At 54.0% G+C, this 18,754-nt stretch carries 13 protein-coding genes; 9 read left to right on the top strand and 4 right to left on the bottom strand.

Translation table 11 applies throughout. The features are described from left to right. Window positions 1–141: 141 nt before the first annotated feature. The 3 genes from argE to QNH99_RS00990 all read left to right on the top strand — a co-directional run bounded on the left by argE (window position 142) and on the right by QNH99_RS00990 (window position 6,295). A complete protein-coding gene (gene argE, locus QNH99_RS01000) occupies window positions 142–1,290 on the top strand; it encodes an acetylornithine deacetylase (RefSeq protein ID WP_096011090.1) in 1,149 nt (382 codons plus the stop codon). Between the two features lie 350 nt (window positions 1,291–1,640). Then, window positions 1,641–4,289: a phosphoenolpyruvate carboxylase gene (ppc, locus tag QNH99_RS00995; protein WP_410517202.1), complete on the top strand. Its 2,649-nt coding sequence runs from the start codon at window positions 1,641–1,643 to the stop codon at window positions 4,287–4,289. A 368-nt stretch (window positions 4,290–4,657) separates the two neighbouring features. Continuing rightward, window positions 4,658–6,295 carry a methyl-accepting chemotaxis protein gene (locus QNH99_RS00990; RefSeq protein ID WP_410517201.1) on the top strand — a complete coding sequence of 546 codons (1,638 nt, stop codon included), beginning with the start codon at window positions 4,658–4,660 and terminating at the stop codon, window positions 6,293–6,295. Between the two features lie 152 nt (window positions 6,296–6,447). Here the strand turns inward: QNH99_RS00990 and metF are convergent, their stop codons facing one another. The 3 genes from metF to metB form a co-directional block, all read right to left on the bottom strand. Then, the gene (gene metF, locus QNH99_RS00985) at window positions 6,448–7,344 is read right to left on the bottom strand and encodes a methylenetetrahydrofolate reductase (RefSeq protein ID WP_063877669.1); all 897 of its coding nucleotides are present in this window, start codon (window positions 7,342–7,344) and stop codon (window positions 6,448–6,450) included. Between the two features lie 207 nt (window positions 7,345–7,551). Next, window positions 7,552–9,987, bottom strand: a complete 2,436-nt coding sequence (locus tag QNH99_RS00980) for a bifunctional aspartate kinase/homoserine dehydrogenase II (protein WP_063877670.1) — start codon at window positions 9,985–9,987, stop codon at window positions 7,552–7,554. Between the two features lie 2 nt (window positions 9,988–9,989). Continuing rightward, entirely contained in the window at window positions 9,990–11,150 is a 1,161-nt protein-coding gene (metB, locus tag QNH99_RS00975; protein WP_063877671.1) for a cystathionine gamma-synthase, read from the bottom strand. Window positions 11,151–11,421: 271 nt separating this feature from the next. On the opposite strand from metB, the gene metJ reads away from it, so the two are divergent. Then, window positions 11,422–11,739 carry a met regulon transcriptional regulator MetJ gene (gene metJ, locus QNH99_RS00970; RefSeq protein WP_013027687.1) on the top strand — a complete coding sequence of 106 codons (318 nt, stop codon included), beginning with the start codon at window positions 11,422–11,424 and terminating at the stop codon, window positions 11,737–11,739. Window positions 11,740–11,811: 72 nt separating this feature from the next. On the opposite strand, the gene rpmE is transcribed toward metJ, so the two are convergent. Further along, entirely contained in the window at window positions 11,812–12,027 is a 216-nt protein-coding gene (gene rpmE / locus QNH99_RS00965) for a 50S ribosomal protein L31 (RefSeq protein ID WP_006121308.1), read from the bottom strand. Between the two features lie 225 nt (window positions 12,028–12,252). On the opposite strand from rpmE, the gene priA reads away from it, so the two are divergent. From priA to hslU, 5 genes are all read left to right on the top strand, one after another. After that, complete coding sequence (gene priA / locus QNH99_RS00960) at window positions 12,253–14,448, top strand: primosomal protein N' (protein WP_063877673.1); 2,196 nt, start codon at window positions 12,253–12,255, stop codon at window positions 14,446–14,448. Window positions 14,449–14,612: 164 nt separating this feature from the next. After that, on the top strand, window positions 14,613–15,647 hold the full coding sequence (cytR, locus tag QNH99_RS00955) for a DNA-binding transcriptional regulator CytR (RefSeq protein ID WP_063877674.1): 1,035 nt from the start codon (window positions 14,613–14,615) through the stop codon (window positions 15,645–15,647). Between the two features lie 156 nt (window positions 15,648–15,803). Further along, window positions 15,804–16,787, top strand: coding sequence for a cell division protein FtsN (gene ftsN / locus QNH99_RS00950; RefSeq protein ID WP_172896832.1), 984 nt, complete (start codon window positions 15,804–15,806; stop codon window positions 16,785–16,787). An 88-nt stretch (window positions 16,788–16,875) separates the two neighbouring features. Further along, window positions 16,876–17,406, top strand: a complete 531-nt coding sequence (gene hslV / locus QNH99_RS00945; RefSeq protein WP_063877676.1) for an ATP-dependent protease subunit HslV — start codon at window positions 16,876–16,878, stop codon at window positions 17,404–17,406. 10 nt (window positions 17,407–17,416) lie between these two features. Then, complete coding sequence (gene hslU, locus QNH99_RS00940; RefSeq protein WP_063877677.1) at window positions 17,417–18,754, top strand: HslU--HslV peptidase ATPase subunit; 1,338 nt, start codon at window positions 17,417–17,419, stop codon at window positions 18,752–18,754.

The raw sequence follows: 18,754 nt of genomic DNA, 5'->3' as shown, positions 1-18,754 counted from the left end.
ACGTTCCGGGTCGCGGCCTTGCCCCGTTGCCCACGATGTCGTTTGCAGCGATTTAAGGTTCACATGCACACGACGTTAATGTATTTTTATTCACTATTAATGCATGAATATTGATACATCCTAACTCAAGGACCGTCAACAGTGAAGACAAAATTACCGCCTTTTATCGAACTATACCGCCAGTTGATCGCAACGCCGTCAATCAGCGCAACCGATGCCGCGCTCGATCAGAGCAATGAAACTTTAATCAATTTACTGGCGGGCTGGTTCCGCGACCTGGGTTTTACTGTGGACGTGCAGCCCGTACCGGGAACGCGTCATAAATTTAATATGCTGGCCCGTACGGGAAGCGGTGCGGGCGGCCTGCTGCTTGCCGGACATACCGATACGGTTCCGTTTGATGATGGTCGCTGGACCCGCGATCCTTTTACCCTGACCGAGCACGACAATAAGCTTTACGGTCTGGGCACCGCCGATATGAAAGGCTTCTTTGCGTTTATTCTGGACACACTCCGTGATGTGGATGTGACAACCCTGAGTAAGCCGCTCTATATTTTGGCGACCGCAGATGAAGAAACGACGATGGCGGGCGCAAAATACTTTGCAGAATCCACACAGCTCCGTCCCGACTGCGCCATCATTGGTGAGCCGACCTCGCTGAAGCCGGTACGGGCGCACAAAGGCCACATTTCCAATGCAATTCGTATTCAGGGGCAATCAGGCCATTCGAGCGATCCCGGACGCGGCGTCAATGCCATTGAGCTGATGCATGAGTCGATCACCGAACTTATGCAGTTGCGTAATACGCTCAAATCACGTTATCACCACGATGGCTTTGCGATCCCCTATCCGACCATGAACTTTGGTCATATTCACGGCGGCGATGCGGCAAACCGTATTTGTGCCTGCTGCGAGTTGCATATGGATATCCGACCGCTACCGGGACTGACCCTGAGCGATCTCGACGGCCTGTTAAATGAGGCACTGGCTCCCGTTAGCGAACGCTGGCCGGGACGGATTACCATTGAAGAGCTGCATCCACCGATCCCCGGCTACGAGTGCCCTGCTGACCATAAACTGGTCAAGGTCGTCGAAACACTGCTGGGTATCCAGACGGAAGTGGTCAATTACTGCACCGAAGCGCCTTTTATTCAGCAACTCTGTCCGACGCTGGTGCTGGGCCCGGGTTCGATCAATCAGGCCCATCAGCCAGATGAATTTATCGATACCGCATTTATTAAGCCAACACGCGCACTGATAAGCCAGGTTGTGCAGCATTTCTGTCACTAATTGTCATCAATCGGGGCATTTCACTGAATTAACAGCAAAATGCCCCGCCATTCTGCGGGATTTAATAATAAGAATAACTTATCCCACTTCTCCCCCATCAAATTCCATGAATTTCCGGCAGTTAGCTGCACGTTTCCTTCACTTTAAGTCAATTGACGAACGGAAGATTACGTGGCTAGATAAAAGACGATGTTATACCCGCAGGGCAATCATCCCACTTTATTCAGCTTGCGACAGGCAGCAACTGAAGAACCTCGGTCAGAGCCGAGAGGACAACGTTGCTGGCTTTTGTGCTGCCTGAAAAGGCCGGGTATAGAGGTTTATCAAGACGATAAGGGTGTCAGGGTCACATGAACGAACAATATTCCGCAATGCGAAGTAATGTCAGTATGCTCGGCAAACTGCTCGGGGATACGATCAAGGATGCGCTGGGAGAGAATATCCTGGACCAGGTGGAAACCATCCGTAAGCTCTCTAAATCATCCCGTGCAGGCAATGACACTCATCGTAAGGAATTGCTGAACACACTGCAAAACCTGTCAAACGACGAGTTATTGCCCGTGGCACGTGCATTCAGTCAGTTCCTTAACCTCACTAACGTGGCGGAGCAGTATCAAACCATTTCCCGCAGCGGCGACGGCGCAAACCATCCCGAACTGTTGAAAAAGACCTTTGAAACGCTCAAACAAAACAATCTCAGTGAAAGTGCCATTCACGCCGCTATTGAATCACTGTCACTGGAGTTGGTGCTGACCGCCCATCCCACCGAAATCACCCGTCGTACGCTGATTCATAAACTGGGTGAGGTAAACAGCTGTCTTGAACAACTCGACCACAGCGATATTTCTGATTACGAACGTAACCAGATTATGCGCCGCCTGCGCCAGTTGGTTGCTCAGGCCTGGCATACGGATGAGATCCGTAAATATCGCCCAACGCCCGTGGATGAAGCCAAATGGGGCTTTGCCGTGGTTGAAAACAGCCTGTGGGAAGGCGTACCTGCATTTTTGCGTGAGCTGAATGAGCAGGTCGAAGAGACATTTGGCATCAAGCTGCCAGTGGATTTCGTGCCAGTGCAGTTCACCTCCTGGATGGGCGGTGACCGTGACGGCAACCCAAATGTCACCGCATCCATTACCCGCCATGTGATGCAGCTCAGCCGCTGGAAAGCCACTGACCTGTTCCTGCGTGACATTGGTGTCTTAATTTCAGAACTGTCGATGTCCGAATGCAGTCAGGAAGTGGCCGATCTCAGTGGCGATCCCGAAGCACTGGAACCTTATCGGGTGATTTTAAAGCGTCTGCGTAGCCAGTTGATGACCACACAGGCTTACCTTGAGCGTCGCCTCAAAGGTGAACGTTTACCGCGCCCTGCTGACTTACTGGTTTCTAACGCTCAGCTTTGGGAGCCACTGTACGCGATCTATCAGTCCCTGCAGCAGTGTGGCATGAGCATCATTGCCAACGGTCAGCTGCTGGATACGCTGCGCCGGGTGAAATGCTTTGGTGTGCCGCTGGTCCGTATGGACGTTCGTCAGGAAAGCACCCGTCATACCGAAGCGATTGCGGAAATTACCCGCTATCTGGGGCTGGGAGATTATGAAAGTTGGTCAGAAGCCGACAAGCAGGCATTTCTTATCCGTGAGCTGAACTCTAAACGCCCGTTGCTGCCGCGTAGCTGGGAACCCAGTGATGAAACCCGCGAAGTGCTGGAAACCTGCAAAGTCGTCGCCGAAGCACCGCAGGGTTCTATCGCTGCCTATGTGATTTCGATGGCCAAAACGCCGTCAGACGTGCTGGCAGTGCATCTGTTACTGAAAGAAGCCGGCATTCCTTTTGCGATGCCGGTCGCCCCGCTGTTTGAAACGCTTGATGACCTGAATAATGCCAATGACGTGATGAGCAAGCTGCTTAACATTGACTGGTATCGCGGTTTTATCCAGGGCAAACAGATGGTCATGATTGGCTATTCAGACTCAGCAAAAGATGCCGGGGTGATGGCCGCCAGTTGGGCGCAATACCAGGCGCAGGACGCGCTGATTAAAACCTGTGAGAAAGCCGGGGTTTCCCTGACGCTGTTCCACGGACGTGGCGGCACTATTGGTCGCGGTGGCGCGCCGGCACATGCTGCGCTGCTGTCTCAGCCGCCAGGCAGCCTGAAAGGCGGCCTGCGCGTTACCGAGCAGGGCGAAATGATTCGCTTTAAGTACGGCCTCCCGGAAGTGACCATCGCCAGCCTGTCGCTCTATACCGGTGCGATACTGGAAGCTAACCTGATGCCACCACCGGAACCTAAACCGGAGTGGCGTAGCATTATGAATCAGCTTTCCGCCGATTCCTGTGCCATGTACCGTGGCTATGTGCGCGAAAATCCCGACTTCGTGCCCTACTTCCGTTCAGCGACGCCAGAGCAGGAACTGGGCAAGCTGCCACTGGGTTCACGCCCGGCCAAACGTCGTCCTACCGGCGGTGTGGAATCTCTGCGCGCCATCCCGTGGATCTTCGCCTGGACACAAAACCGTCTGATGCTCCCGGCATGGCTGGGTGCGGGTGCTGCACTGCAGCAGGCAATGATGGCAGGTCATCAGGATCAGCTGGAAGCGATGTGCCGCGACTGGCCGTTTTTCTCCACCCGTCTCGGTATGCTGGAAATGGTGTTCTCCAAAGCCGACCTGTGGCTGGCGGAATATTACGACCAGCGCCTGGTGGATAAGTCGCTGTGGCCGCTGGGTAAACAGCTACGTGAACAGTTAGATGCGGATATTAAAGCGGTACTCACCATCGCTAACGATTCCCACCTGATGGCGGATCAGCCGTGGATTGCCGAATCCATTGCCCTGCGCAACGTGTATACCGATCCCCTCAACGTGCTGCAGGCTGAGCTGCTACACCGTTCACGTGCGCAGGAAGCGCGCGGCGATGAGCCCGATGCCCGCGTCGAGCAGGCGTTAATGGTGACCATTGCCGGCGTCGCGGCGGGTATGCGTAATACGGGCTAAAAACCCGCCAGGGCGGTTGCGGTTGCTGCGTGACCGCCCTTTTTTACGATGGCCTTAAACGGGCAAACCACACTGCAGGTTACTCTTACGTTCGTGTTCACCTTACTTCTCTGATATGCCCCGCGAAGCCCAGGCCACCTTTCAGTATCAACAGAACATTCTTACCTGAGATTTTAACTCAGCAATTATTACAATTTAATTACAACTCAAATATAAACCTTCCTGCTTTGAGGTCGTTACTCTTTCTACGGGTTAAAAAACACCCGTTCGATGAATAAATACCAAAACATTCTTTACAGCCCTCTCTGTTGAGGGCTGAACAGGTGTCGTAGCTTCTCCATGCTGGCGATTAATATCAGGAAAAAATTATGAATAACATCAGAATAGGTATAAGGCTCGTGGCAGCATTTGGCTTCATGGGCATGCTCGTCATCTTCATGGTCCTGATTGGCATTACGAAAACAAGTTCGCTGGGAGATGCAAACAGCGAGATCGCCGGAGGGTTGTACTCAAAAGCCTCGGCCTCTGCTTTACTGGGCTTTTATACACAGGACATGAGCCGTCTTGCGCGCATTGCGGTGCTCCAGCAGGATGATCCCGCGCAGGTAGAAAAGACCATCGCCAGCTATCAGTCACAAAGGAACAAAGCCAACAGTCTTATTCAACGGCTTGATAAAGAAGTCGCCTCAGCCTCCGGCAGACAACTTTTTACACAGCTGCAGTCCCACGCTGCGCTTTATCAGCCTTTTATGGACAAGGTTGTCGCGCTTGCCCAACAGGGTAAAAAAGAGCAAGCGGAGAAGCTGCTGTCGGACTCTGGAGACACGATTCAAAATGAATACATGGCGTCGTTGCAGGCGTTAAAACAGCATCAGGAAACGCGGATGAAGGTTGCGGAACAAACGTCCCACGAAGACAGGACCGACGCGCTGAGGTTACTGACGGGTGCCGGTGCGATTGCTCTGGTACTGGCCGGGTTATCCGCCTGGCTCATCACCCGCAGCATTATACGGCCGATTAATATGGCGCTGGTTGCCGCACAGCGCGTGGCGCGCGGTGACCTTAGTGAGCCCGTACTGGTGACTCACAACGATGAGACAGGCAAGCTGCTGTCGGCGATACGTGATATGCAGGATGCACTGGTTCAAACCGTCAGTCTGGTCAGATCCAATGCAGAGAGCGTTGCCTCTGCCAGTAACCAGATAGCCCAGGGCAATGCCGATCTGTCGCAGCGAACAGAAGAACAGGCCAGCGCGCTGGAACAGACCGCCGCCACGATGACGGAGCTGGGAATGACGGTGAAAAACAATGCCAGCAACGCGCAACAGGCAAGCCAGCTTGCGACTAACGTCCGTAATGTCGCGCACAAAGGTAACGAAGCGACAGAAGCTATCACTGGCACGATGCGAACAATCAAAGACAGCTCGGGAAAAATCGCTGAAATTACCACGGTTATTGACAGTATCGCTTTTCAAACCAATATTCTTGCCTTAAACGCTGCGGTTGAAGCTGCGCGAGCAGGTGAGCATGGCAAAGGCTTTGCCGTGGTGGCAAGCGAAGTCCGGACGCTGGCTCAACGTAGCAGCACCGCAGCTGGCGAGATTCGTCAGTTAATTGAGGCTAATGCTCGCAGTGTGGGACAGGGCGATGAGCTGGTTGCCAATGCCTCCGCAACGATGCAGAGCATTGTGACTGCCGTTGGGCATCTCAGTGACACCGTAGAAGAAATTACGTCTGCCAGCGCTGAGCAGGCCAGAGGTGTGGAACAAGTAGGCATTGCCGTAACCGAGATGGACAGTACGACGCAGCAGAACGCCGCGCTGGTTGAAGAGTCCGCATCGGCCGCTAACAGCCTCAGGGAACAGGCCAAACAGCTGTTGCAGGCGGTTTCTGTTTTCCGCCTCAACTACGATCAGAAGCGAGTTCATGTCCCGCAAACGAGTAAAACACCAACATTGCCAAAATCGAATCAGCCATTGACTGATGAGGGCTGGACGCATTTTTAATGCACGGCACTCGCGGTGGGAGACACTATGCATAAAACGCGGGCGGCCATCGGTTCTGTCCGTCTTTTATTCATACCTTAATGCGGTTTATCTCTCTGTTGCTGCCTTTCTAAACCGACGCACCCGCGTCGGTTTGTATGCGTCTGCCACTATCAGGCCGCCAGTGTAGGACGTACACCTAACGTATGACATATGGCATAGCTCATTTCTGCCCGGTTCAGAGTATAGAAATGGAAATCTTTTACGCCTTCGCGTGACAGAATTTTCACCATGTCCATGGCGATATTCGCCCCCACCATTTTGCGCGTTTCAGGATCGTCATCCAGCCCTGCAAACATTGCATTCATCCAGCCCGGCACACGCACGTTAGTCATGGTGGCGAAGCGCTGCAATTGTTTGAAGTTAGAGACGGGCAGAATGCCCGGCACAATCTCGACATCAATACCGGTGGAAACGCAGCGGTCACGGAAACGCAGGTAGCTTTCAACATCAAAAAAGAACTGGGTGATGGCACGGTTAGCGCCAGCATCGATTTTGCGTTTCAGGTTGATCAGGTCGGCCTGTGCACTCTTCGCTTCCGGATGGACTTCCGGGTAGGCTGCAACGGATATATCAAACTCCCCCACGTCTTTGAGCAGAGACACCAGATCGGAGCCATACATGTCCGGCTTGCCGCTGCCCGGAGGCAGATCACCACGCAGCGCAACAATATGGCGAATGCCGTTGTTCCAGTAATCCTGAGCAATACCACGTAGCTCATCCCGGCTGGCATCAACACAGGTCAGATGCGGTGCCGCTTCCAGGCCGGTACGATCTTTAATGCCTTTGATAATGCTGTGCGTGCGGTCGCGCTCACCCGAGTTCGCACCATAGGTCACGGAGACAAATTTGGGTTTCAGGCTGCTCAGGCGATGGATGGAGTTCCACAGCGTTTCTTCCATTTCGCTGGTACGTGGCGGAAAAAATTCAAAAGAGACATTAATCCGACCATTTAGCTCTGCCAGGCTCTGATTGAGTGCCTCGCGCTGATTGGCATGAAAGAAACTCATCCTGCTACCTCCGACCACATCGGTTAACTATTCACCCGAACACATCTATACGTTTAGACGTCCAGACATTCAAAATGAACGATTCCCGCATTAGCGTCAACATATAAATCATCACTGCAGGTGACAAATCTTCACGCAACGTGAAAAGGCTTCATGTAGGAGGATTCATTGCAGGACAGGCGCCGAAGCGCCTGAAGAAAAGTGGGGTCAGAGCAGGTGTGCGAGGCGATTAATATCAGACTGGATAGCGCCGGCAGTGACATCACGGCCCGCACCAGGCCCGCGAATCACCAACGGGTTATCGCGGTACCAGCGGCTGTCGATGGCAAACACATTATCGCAGGGCAGTAATGCAGCCAGCGGATGCTCCAGGCGCACCGCTTCGACGCCCACGCGTGCTTTGCCGTTGGCATCAAACCGCGCCACGTAACGCAGAACCAGCCCCATTTCCTGCGCGGCTTCAAACCGTTGCAGCATCTGTTCGTTCAGCTCATCCGCATTCTCGAAAAAGTGATCGACTGATTCACCTTCGCAATTCTGTGGGACCAGCGATTCGACGCGCACCTGATCCGGCTCGATGTTATACCCGGCCTCACGGGCCAGAATAACCAGTTTACGCATCACGTCCTGACCCGACAGATCGACGCGCGGGTCCGGCTCTGTTAATCCCTGCTGCCACGCCTGATCCACCAGCTCGGTGAACGGTACCGTGCCATCAAACTGTAAAAACAGCCAGGACAGGGTGCCGGAGAAAATGCCGCTAATCGACAGAATGGTATCGCCGCTTTCACGTAAATCGCGCACCGTATGGTTTATCGGCAGCCCGGCTCCCACGGTGGCGTTATACAACCAGTGACGACCGGTTTTTTCAAAGGCATCCCGAATCTCACGCCAGGTTTGCGTATCCGATGCGCCCGCCACCTTATTCGCGCTGATCACATGAAACCCATGGCTGGCAAAATCCAGGTACTGCAGTGCCAGCGGCTGACTGGCCGTCACATCCAGCACCACCAGGTCATCATACGGATGGGCCCGCATCCACAGAAACAGCGATTCTTCATCGCGCGCTTCGGCTTCATCGTCAAAGAAGGCCAGTGCACGGCTGGCATCCAGACCGTCATAGCTCAGCAGGCTGCGTTGACTGTCCACGACACCTGCCAGCACAAACTCAAAACCGGTGCGTGCCGACAACGTTTCCTGCTCACGGGCAAACAACTCCAGCCAGCGTGAACCGATATTGCCCTTGCCGAACAGCATCAGGCCAATGCGTTTTTCCGCACGAAACAGCGAGCTGTGCAGCCCCTGAATGAGATGCTGAGTGGGGCCAACGCGCAGCACCGCAACCACGCTGATGTGCTCCGGCGACTGGCTGATGAATTCCACTGGCTGATCTTTCAACTGCTGCCAGAAACGGTGCGTGTGCAACGGATTGCGGGTAACGCCAGCTCCGACCAGGGCGACCAACGCTAAACCCTCGCGTAACTGCAAATGTCCGGGCAAGCCTGCATCCTGCAACAGGGCAAAGGCACTGTTTACCACTTCAGAGGTGTAGCAAAGTTGCAGCAATTGACGGTCAGGATGGATGCCCATCGCCAGCGGTCGCATCTGCGCGCGCGTCAGGAGTTGATCGATCTCTTTTTTGAAGAGAGCAAAATCGTGCTGCCCGGGAAGCTGGATCTCAACCAGGCACACATCGTCGTGACTGGTGACAATGCGGGCACCCGTGCCGGACGCAAGGACGCGCTCGATGCGGGTTGAGCCTTGCTCAGGCTGATAGCTACAGCGCAGTTGCAAATCAATATCACTGCCCGAAACCGGTTGTAAGGTGCGGGTGTGCAGCACTGGCGCGGCAAGGCGCGCCAGCTCACTGGCCTCATCCAGACGCAGCAGCGGCAGCAGACAGGCATCAGAGACTTTGCGTGGATCGGCGCTGTAAACGCCCGCCACATCACTCCAGATAGTGACGCGTCCCACGCCCGCCAGCGCACCAATTTGAGTGGCTGAATAGTCAGACCCGTTGCGCCCCAGCAGGACCGTTTCACCGGCATCGTTGCCGCTGATAAAACCGGTCACCACAATGCGTTTATGCGGATGCTGGGCCAGCAGCGTTTGTAACAATGGCCAGGATTTACCTTCGTCCACCTGAGGCTGCGCGGCACGTTCCGCTCGCAGAAAATCGCGCGCGTCCAGCCAGCAGGCATGGAGATCCTGCTGGTTCAGCACCGCTGACATTAAACGTGCCGACCAGATTTCACCATGTCCAACCACTTCCGCATACACCGCTTCTGTGATGTCACCATCCAGTAGCGCGGCCAGTTTTTCGAGATCGCGAATAAAGGCGGTAATTAACGGCTCGGCTATTTCAGCAGGCAACAGTGCACTGATTAGCTCACTCTGATAGCGACGTAATGTCTGCTGCACCTGATGTGCGGACAGGCGGTCACTTTGGCTCAGTTTCAGCCAGCTAATCAGCTGATTGGTCGTCGACCCTGCGGCCGATACCACCATCATATCGCCAGGCTGGCTGTAATCCGCCATGATGCTGGCAACACGCTGATAGCAGCGTGCATCTGCAAGGCTGCTGCCACCAAACTTGTGGAGCTGTCTGTTGTTTGGCGTTCCTGCGCCTGCTGAAATCGTCATGATCAATCCTCGGCTGCGATCCGGAATGCATTATCCAAATCGGCAATTAAATCGTCGTGGTCTTCAATACCTACTGAAATACGGAGCAAGGTTTCAGAGATACCTGCTGCGGCACGGGCCTCTGCAGACATGCCTGCATGCGTCATGGTCGCAGTATGTGAAATTAAGCTCTCAACGCCACCCAGCGATTCCGCCAGCGTAAACAGCTCAAGTGCTTTAAGAAAACGGCGCAACCGGGCTTCATCACCCTTCAGCTCAAAGCTGAGCATGGCACCGAATCCGCGCTGCTGACGCGCAGCGAATTCATGGCCCGCGTTTTCCGGCAGTGACGGATGATACAACTTTTTCACCAGTGGCTGTTGCTTGAGATAGTCAACAATGGCTAACGCATTACGCTGCGCGGCTGCCATACGCGGCCCCAGGGTGCGCATTCCGCGCAACAGCAGATAGCTGTCAAAGGCGGAACCGGTGACGCCAATGTTATTTGCCCACCAGGCTAAATCGGTCGCCACCTGCGGATCTTTGGCAATCACGGCACCGGCCACCACATCGGAATGACCATTTAAGTATTTAGTGCAGGAGTGAATCACCAGATCGGCACCCAGTGCCAGCGGATTTTGCAGGGCCGGACTCATAAAGGTGTTATCCACGACGCTGACGGCACCCGCAGCCTGCGCGGCTTCGCAAATCGAGGCAATATCAACGACGCGCAACAAAGGATTGCTGGGACTTTCAATCAGCACCAGTTTAGGTTTCTCGTCCAGCGCCGCCTGCAGTGCGGCTTTATCGCCTTGATCGACAAATTTCACCCGGTAGGCACCGCGTTTGCTCAGACTGTCGAACAGACGATAGCTGCCACCATAGCAATCGTGTGGCGCAACCAGCAGATCGCCTGGCTTCAGGAACACCGTGGTGACCAGATGAATGGCCGACATGCCGGTATTGGTGAGTACCGCCCCCGCTCCGCCTTCCAGTTCTGCCAGCGCGCGTTGCACCACATCGCGCGTTGGGTTACCGCGCCGGGAATAATCATGGGCACGGGGTTCATTGAAGTCATGAAAGTTATAGGTGCTGGAAAGGTGGATGGGCGGGACAACGCAGCCGTATTGCTCGTCGTCATTCAAACCGCTGCGCACTGCGATGGTTGCCTGTTTACGCGTCATAGGGCTAACTGTTCCTGAAGTGTGAAATAATCTGACGACAGGATATCACCTTGCTTTTAGACGTCAATACATCTGGACATCCAAATGTCTTTGCGTATAGATTGAGCATCGTCGCAATAACCGCTAAAATTATGCGCCCATACCTGGCGTTCAACCACATTTGTCGCAGAAGTTGAACGAAGAAACCCGCCAGAGAAGGGGTCAGGTAGAAGAAAATCAGGCATAATCGGCTGATTTCGTAACTTTTAACATTTATTGATTAAGGTATCCCATGGCTGAATGGAACGGCGAATATATCAGCCCGTACGCTGAGCACGGCAAAAAGAGCGAACAGGTTAAAAAAATTACGGTGTCAATTCCGTTAAGCGTGCTGAAAATTCTGACTGACGAACGCACACGTCGTCAGGTCAATAACCTGCGTCACGCAACGAACAGTGAACTCCTGTGCGAAGCCTTCTTGCATGCTTTTACCGGGCAACCGTTACCCAATGATGTCGATCTTCGTAAAGAACGTAACGATGAAATACCGGAAGCTGCGAAAAAAATCATGCGCGACATGGGCATCGACCCGGATACCTGGGAATACTGATTTTCAGACATAAAAAAACCCAGCCTGAGCTGGGTTTTTCTTGCCGCCGAACAGATGTTCGAATGCCGTTTCTTATTTTTTGGTGCCTGGCACGCTGAAACGCTTGTTGAAGCGGTCAACGCGGCCACCAGTGGCAACTTCACGCTGCTTACCGGTGTAGAACGGGTGGCACTTACCACAAACGTCCAGGTTCAGTTCGTGAGTCAGCGTAGAGCGAGTGTGAATCACGTTGCCGCAAGTACAGTTGATGGTAACTGCTTCGTATTTTGGGTGAATACCTTGTTTCATGGGAAACCTCATATAAGGCCGTGTCGCTCTCCGCGCCAGGATTTGAACCTGCGCAGCACCACACGCGATTGAACATTAATGGTGTACTCCGGCAAGGTCTTTCTTACCGAAGGCGGCATATTATACAGGCTAATGTTTGATGCTGCAAATGTCACCTGAGATACACCCCGCGCGTGCCAGCGTGTACACTAACCGCCCTGCTAGATGAACCGGAAAGAGATTGCTATGCCCGTTGTTCAGGTTGCCCTGCCCGTTCCCCTTCCTCGCCTGTTTGACTATCTGCCTCCTGACGGCGTGCAGCCAGTCATCGGTGGTCGGGTGATCGTGCCTTTTGGCAACCGAAAAATGACCGGCATTGTGGTCGCGTTACCTGACAAAAGCGACCTGCCGGCAGCACAGCTCAAGCAGGTCATTGCCGTACTGGACAGCGAATCGCTATTTCCGCCCTCACTGTGGCGGATTCTTCACTGGGCCGCGAACTACTATCATTCGCCTCTCGGCGAGGTACTGAGCCATGCCATACCGGTGCTGCTGAGGCAAGGTAAACCCGCTCAGGATAATCCTTTATGGCGCTGGGAAATTACCGAACAGGGCCGCGCTACCGCGCCGGAAAGCCTTAAGCGGGCGCCTAAACAACAGCAAGGGCTTGCAACGCTCAGACAGCAGCCGCTTTATCGCCACGAAGTGAGTGAGCATGACCTTACCGATGCTGCCATGCAGGCACTGCGCGCCAAAGGATTGTGTGAACTGCATGAGCATCAGCCACAGATGCATGACTGGCGCAGCAGCTTTGCCGTTAAAGGTGAACGTCTTCGGCTGAACACCGATCAGGCGACAGCGGTCGGCGCGATGCGGAGTGAAGATGAACATTATGCTGCCTGGCTGCTGGCAGGGATTACCGGTTCAGGTAAGACCGAAGTGTATCTCAGCGTACTGGAAAACGTGCTGGCCAGAGGCAAGCAGGCGTTGGTGCTGGTGCCGGAGATCGGGTTGACGCCACAAACGATTGCCCGTTTCCGCGAGCGTTTTGATGCCCCGGTGGATGTGCTGCATTCCGCCCTGAATGACAGCGAGCGCCTTTCTGTATGGTTGCGGGCGCGCAGGGGCGAAAATGCCATCATCATTGGCACACGTTCAGCCCTGTTTACACCGATGGCACGTCCGGGCGTGATCATTATTGATGAAGAGCACGACAGCTCTTACAAACAGCAGGAAGGCTGGCGCTATCAGGCACGCGATCTGGCCGTGTTCCGCGCCCATGAAGAAAATATTCCTATTATCATGGGTTCCGCCACACCGGCGCTGGAAACGCTGCATAACGTTCGTAACGGGAAATACCGTCAGCTTGACCTGATGAAACGCGCCGGTAATGCCAAACCCGCTCTGCAGCAGCTTATCGATTTGAAAGGCGCACAACTGGTCGGCGGCCTCGCGCCTGCCTTGATCGCTAAAATGCGTCAACACCTGAAAGCAGATAACCAGGTCTTGCTGTTTCTTAACCGCCGTGGTTTTTCACCAGCGCTGCTCTGCCACGATTGCGGCTGGATTGCTGAGTGCCAACGCTGCGATCGCTATTACACCCTGCATCAGCATCATCGCCAACTGCGCTGCCACCATTGCGACAGCCAGCGGCCGTTGCCCAATCAGTGCCCACAATGTGGTTCCACCCATTTACTCCCCGTGGGCGTCGGGACAGAACAGCTTGAGCAACAATTGGGAACATTATTCCCCGGCGTGCCGGTTTCGCGTATCGATCGTGATACCACCAGCCGTAAAGGTGCGCTCGAACAGCACCTGGCCGATGTGCATCGCGGTGGCGCGCGTATTCTCGTGGGGACGCAGATGCTGGCAAAAGGGCATCATTTTCCTGATGTCACCCTGGTGTCGCTGCTGGACGTGGATGGTGCACTGTTTTCCGCTGACTTCCGGGCCGCGGAACGCTTCGCTCAGCTCTATACTCAGGTTGCCGGCCGCGCAGGGCGAGCCGGTAAGCAGGGCGAGGTCTTGCTGCAAACTCACCATCCTGAGCACCCGCTTCTGCAAACCCTGCTTCACAAGGGTTACTTCGCTTTCGCACAACAAACCCTGCTGGAACGTCAGTCGGTATTTTTACCACCGTGGACGCATCATGCCCTGTTCCGTGCAGAAGATTTAGATAATCATCAGGCTGCAGAATTTCTGCAACAGCTACGCAATATGCTGGAATCCAGCCCGCTTAAAGACGCGTCAATGTGGTTCATGGGGCCGCTGCCTGCGCTGCAACCTAAGCGAAGTGGCCGCTGGCGTTGGCAGTTACTGGTACAACATCCGTCCCGGAAACGCCTGCAACAGCTGTTGAGCAGTTCGTTACCGCTGATAAGTACGTTACCTGCATCGCGCAAGGTAAAGTGGACGCTGGATGTTGATCCGACCGAAAGCTGAGTCCGGTGAGGTTGTGAGAGGGATCGAAATACGTCGCATAAGTCACAATTTTTATGCAAATTAAGTAACGGCCCTGCCGCCCAATCGATAACAATAGTGCCAGGCTTGTTTTCACATCAGACGATACGAACGTTGAATGCGCGATTACGCATCAGGAGCATGTGTTGGATCAGAATCAACCGTCGGCCGCCGCCACGATGAAAGACGTCGCAGAAAAAGCCGGCGTCTCGACCGCCACCGTGTCGCGTGCGCTAATGAATCCGGAAAAAGTCTCTTCGGCGACGCGTCAGAAAGTCGAACAGGCCGTCGCTGCCGTCGGTTATACCGCTCAGAGTGTAACCCGCAATGCCCGACGCAACGACACACAAACTATTCTGCTGATCGTCCCCAACATCTGCGATCCCTTTTTTAGTGAAATTATTCGGGGCGTCGAGATAGCCGCGTCGAAGGCCGGCTATCTGGTGCTTATCGGCGACTGTGCTCATCAAAAGCCGCAGGAATGGACGTTTTTAAACCTGATGCTGACTCGTCAGATCGACGGCATTGTGCTGCTCGGCGCGCAGTTACCTTTCGATGTGAGTCCTGATGAACAGCGCAATCTCCCGCCGATGGTGATGGCAATTGAATTTGCGCCCGAAATGTCATTGCCAACAGTCAATATCGACAACCTGACGGCCTCGTTTGTAGCAGTCAATCATCTGCTACAGCTTGGTCATAAACGTATTGCCTGTCTGACCGGCCCGGAAGACGTTGCGCTCTGTCAGTATCGCCTGCAGGGCTATGTACAGGCGTTACGCCGCAGTGGGATCAGCGTGGAACCGACTTATATCGTCCGAGGCGACTTCACCTTTGAATCGGGTGTTGCCGCCATGAATCAGCTGCTGGCTTTACCGCAACCGCCGCGCGCTCTGTTTTGTCATAGCGATATCATGGCCATCGGCGCTATCAGTCAGGCAAAACGCATGGGCCTGCGCGTGCCCGAAGACCTGTCGGTAGTGGGTTTTGATGATATTGAACTGTCGCGCTACTGCGAGCCACCGCTCACCACGGTGAAACAACCGTGTTTTGAAATTGGTCGTGAAGCCGTACGGCTGTTACTGAATGAATTACAGGGTCATGGCGTTCACAATGGTTCGACATTGCTGGATGCTGAACTGGTGGTCCGTGGTAGCACAACATTGGCAAAAAAGGATGAGTGATAAGTAAAATGTTCCGCTATTTTCAGGGGATTCTTAAGGCTATCATTGCTGGTCAAAGTTCCAGCCCTTAAGTAACATGGCGGGCTCCTTGCCGGGCGTGCAGTAACAACGGATTCGCCTACGTGGCATCATATTTTCAAGGGTATCAGGACGAGAGTGGCACAAAAAGATTATGTAGGCCGCGGGCGTTCAACAGGGACGCGTCGCAAAAAAAGCCCCAGCCGTGGCAAAAAAACAAAAAGCGGTTCAGGCACCTCTAAAATAATGATTGTACTGGCGGTTGCTGTATTAGTGACCTTTGCCGGTGGTTTATGGTTCCTGGCGCATCATAAAAAAGAAGATGTGCCGGTTATTACGGATCATAAAGCCAACGGGAATGGCTTACCGCCAAAGCCTGAAGAGCGCTGGAAGTACATAAAAGAGCTGGAAAACCGCCAGGTCACTGTACCGACGCCAAGTGAACCGACCTCCGGTGGCGAAGTGCAGTCACATACACAGCTCACCGATGAGCAACGCCAGCTGCTTGAACAAATGCAGGCGGATATGCGCCAGCAACCCACCCAACTGAATGAAGTGCCGTGGAACGAGCAGACGCCTGCACAACGTCAGCAAACGCTGCAACTCCAGCGACAACAGCAACTTCAACAGCAGCAACTGCAGTCGCAGCAGCGTCAGCAGCAGATACAACAACAGCAGCAGCAACGCCAGCAGCAGGTACAACAACAGCAACAACAACGCCAGCAACAGGTACAGCAGCAGCATCAGCAGCCGTTGCAGGAACAGCATACTCAGCGTCAGCAACAGCCCACGCAGAACGTGCAACAGACACAACCTGCTCCTGTCACGCGTGAACCTGCCGCTCAGCCTAAAACGCAGGAAACCGCGAAAGCGAAACCGGCCGAAAAAGCCGCTACGCAGCGCTGGATGGTGCAGTGTGGCTCTTTCAAGGGAACAGAACAGGCGGAATCGGTGCGCGCTGCGCTGGCGTTTGAAGGTTTTGAAAGCCGTCTGACGTCCGGCGGCGGATGGAATCGTGTCGTGGTAGGGCCCTTCAAAGACCGCGCCAGTGCAGACAGCACGCTAAAACGTCTGCGCGCTTCAGGACATTCCGGCTGCATTCCGCTCGCCGTTGGGGGTTGAAACCCGTCAAACCTACCCCATATCTGTCTGCATGATCCTCCGCGCCTTGGGCGCGGAGCTTTTTTCCGACAGTAAAAGGGGTCTGCCCGTGACAACAATAGTAAGTGTTCGACGCAACGGCCAGGTAGTGATTGGCGGTGATGGCCAGGCTACGCTCGGTAATACCGTAATGAAAGGCAACGTCAAAAAAGTGCGTCGTCTTTACAACGATAAAGTGATTGCCGGCTTTGCTGGCGGCACCGCAGATGCCTTTACCCTGTTTGAACTCTTCGAACGCAAACTTGAAATGCATCAGGGCCATTTGGTGAAAGCCGCCGTTGAGCTGGCCAAAGACTGGCGCACCGACAGAATGTTGCGCCGTCTGGAAGCCCTGCTGGCAGTGGCGGACGAATCGGCATCACTGATTATCAGTGGTAACGGTGACGTCATTCAGCCTGAAAACGACCTTATTGCTATCGGTTCTGGCGGTCCCTTCGCCCAGGCAGCTGCGCGTGCGCTGTTAGAAAACTCTGACTTAGGCGCACGCGACATCGTTGAGAAATCGCTGAATATCGCTGGCGATATTTGCATCTACACCAACCACAACGTTAATTTTGAAGAATTAACGTCCAAGTCGTAAGGATCTAAACATGTCTGAGATGACTCCACGCGAAATCGTCAGCGAGCTGAACCGCTTTATTATTGGCCAGGACAGCGCCAAGCGCGCCGTGGCTATTGCCCTGCGTAACCGCTGGCGCCGTATGCAGCTGGACGAAGAGCTGCGTCACGAAGTGACACCCAAAAATATTCTGATGATCGGCCCGACCGGTGTCGGTAAAACCGAAATCGCCCGTCGTCTGGCGAAGCTGGCCAACGCGCCGTTTATCAAGGTTGAGGCCACGAAATTCACTGAAGTGGGTTACGTGGGTAAAGAAGTTGATTCCATTATTCGTGACCTGACTGACTCCGCCATCAAAATGGTGCGCAGCCAGGCTATCGAAAAGAACAAGTACCGTGCAGAAGAAATGGCCGAAGAACGCATCCTTGATGTGCTGATTCCACCGGCTAAAAACAACTGGGGACAAGCCGAACAAGCCAGCGAGCCCTCTTCTGCTCGTCAGGCTTTCCGTAAAAAACTGCGTGAAGGCCAACTCGACGACAAAGAAATCGAGATCGACTTAGCCGCAACCGGCCCTGGCGTTGAAATCATGGCACCGCCGGGAATGGAAGAAATGACCAGCCAGTTGCAGTCGATGTTCCAGAATCTGGGCGGTCAGAAACAGAAGCCGCGTAAGCTGAAAATCAAAGAAGCGTTGAAGCTGCTGATTGAAGAAGAAGCCGCCAAGCTGGTGAACCCGGAAGAGCTGAAACAGGATGCTATCGATGCAGTTGAACAGCACGGTATCGTCTTCATTGATGAGATAGACAAGATCTGTAAGCGCGGCGGACAAAACGCGGGCGGCCCGGATGTATCTCGTGAAGGTGTACAGCGCGATCTCCTGCCACTTGTGGAAGGCTGTACCGTATCGACCAAGCACGGCATGGTCAAAACTGACCATATCCTGTTTATCGCGTCGGGTGCGTTCCAGGTTGCCAGCCCGTCAGATTTGATTCCTGAGCTGCAAGGCCGTTTACCGATCCGTGTTGAACTCCAGGCGTTGACGGTTAATGATTTCGAACGCATCCTGACCGAACCTAATGCCTCGGTTACGGTACAGTACAAAGCACTGATGAATACCGAAGGCGTGAGTATCCATTTCACGGATGACGGTATTCGCCGTATCGCCGAAGCGGCATGGCAGGTAAACGAAACCACCGAAAACATCGGTGCACGTCGTTTACATACCGTGCTGGAACGCTTGATGGAAGACGTCTCCTATGACGCCAGCGATCGTAGCGGCGAATCCGTCACCATCGACGCAGAGTACGTCGGCAAGCATCTGGACGAACTGGTGGCAGATGAAGATTTGAGCCGCTTTATTCTGTAA

The sequence above is a fragment of the Pantoea allii genome (assembly GCF_046529425.1).
GTDB classification, from domain to species: Bacteria; Pseudomonadota; Gammaproteobacteria; order Enterobacterales; family Enterobacteriaceae; genus Pantoea; species Pantoea allii.
The sequence above is the reverse complement of the archived record's forward strand: the minus strand, read 5'-3'. Positions and strand labels throughout refer to the sequence as shown.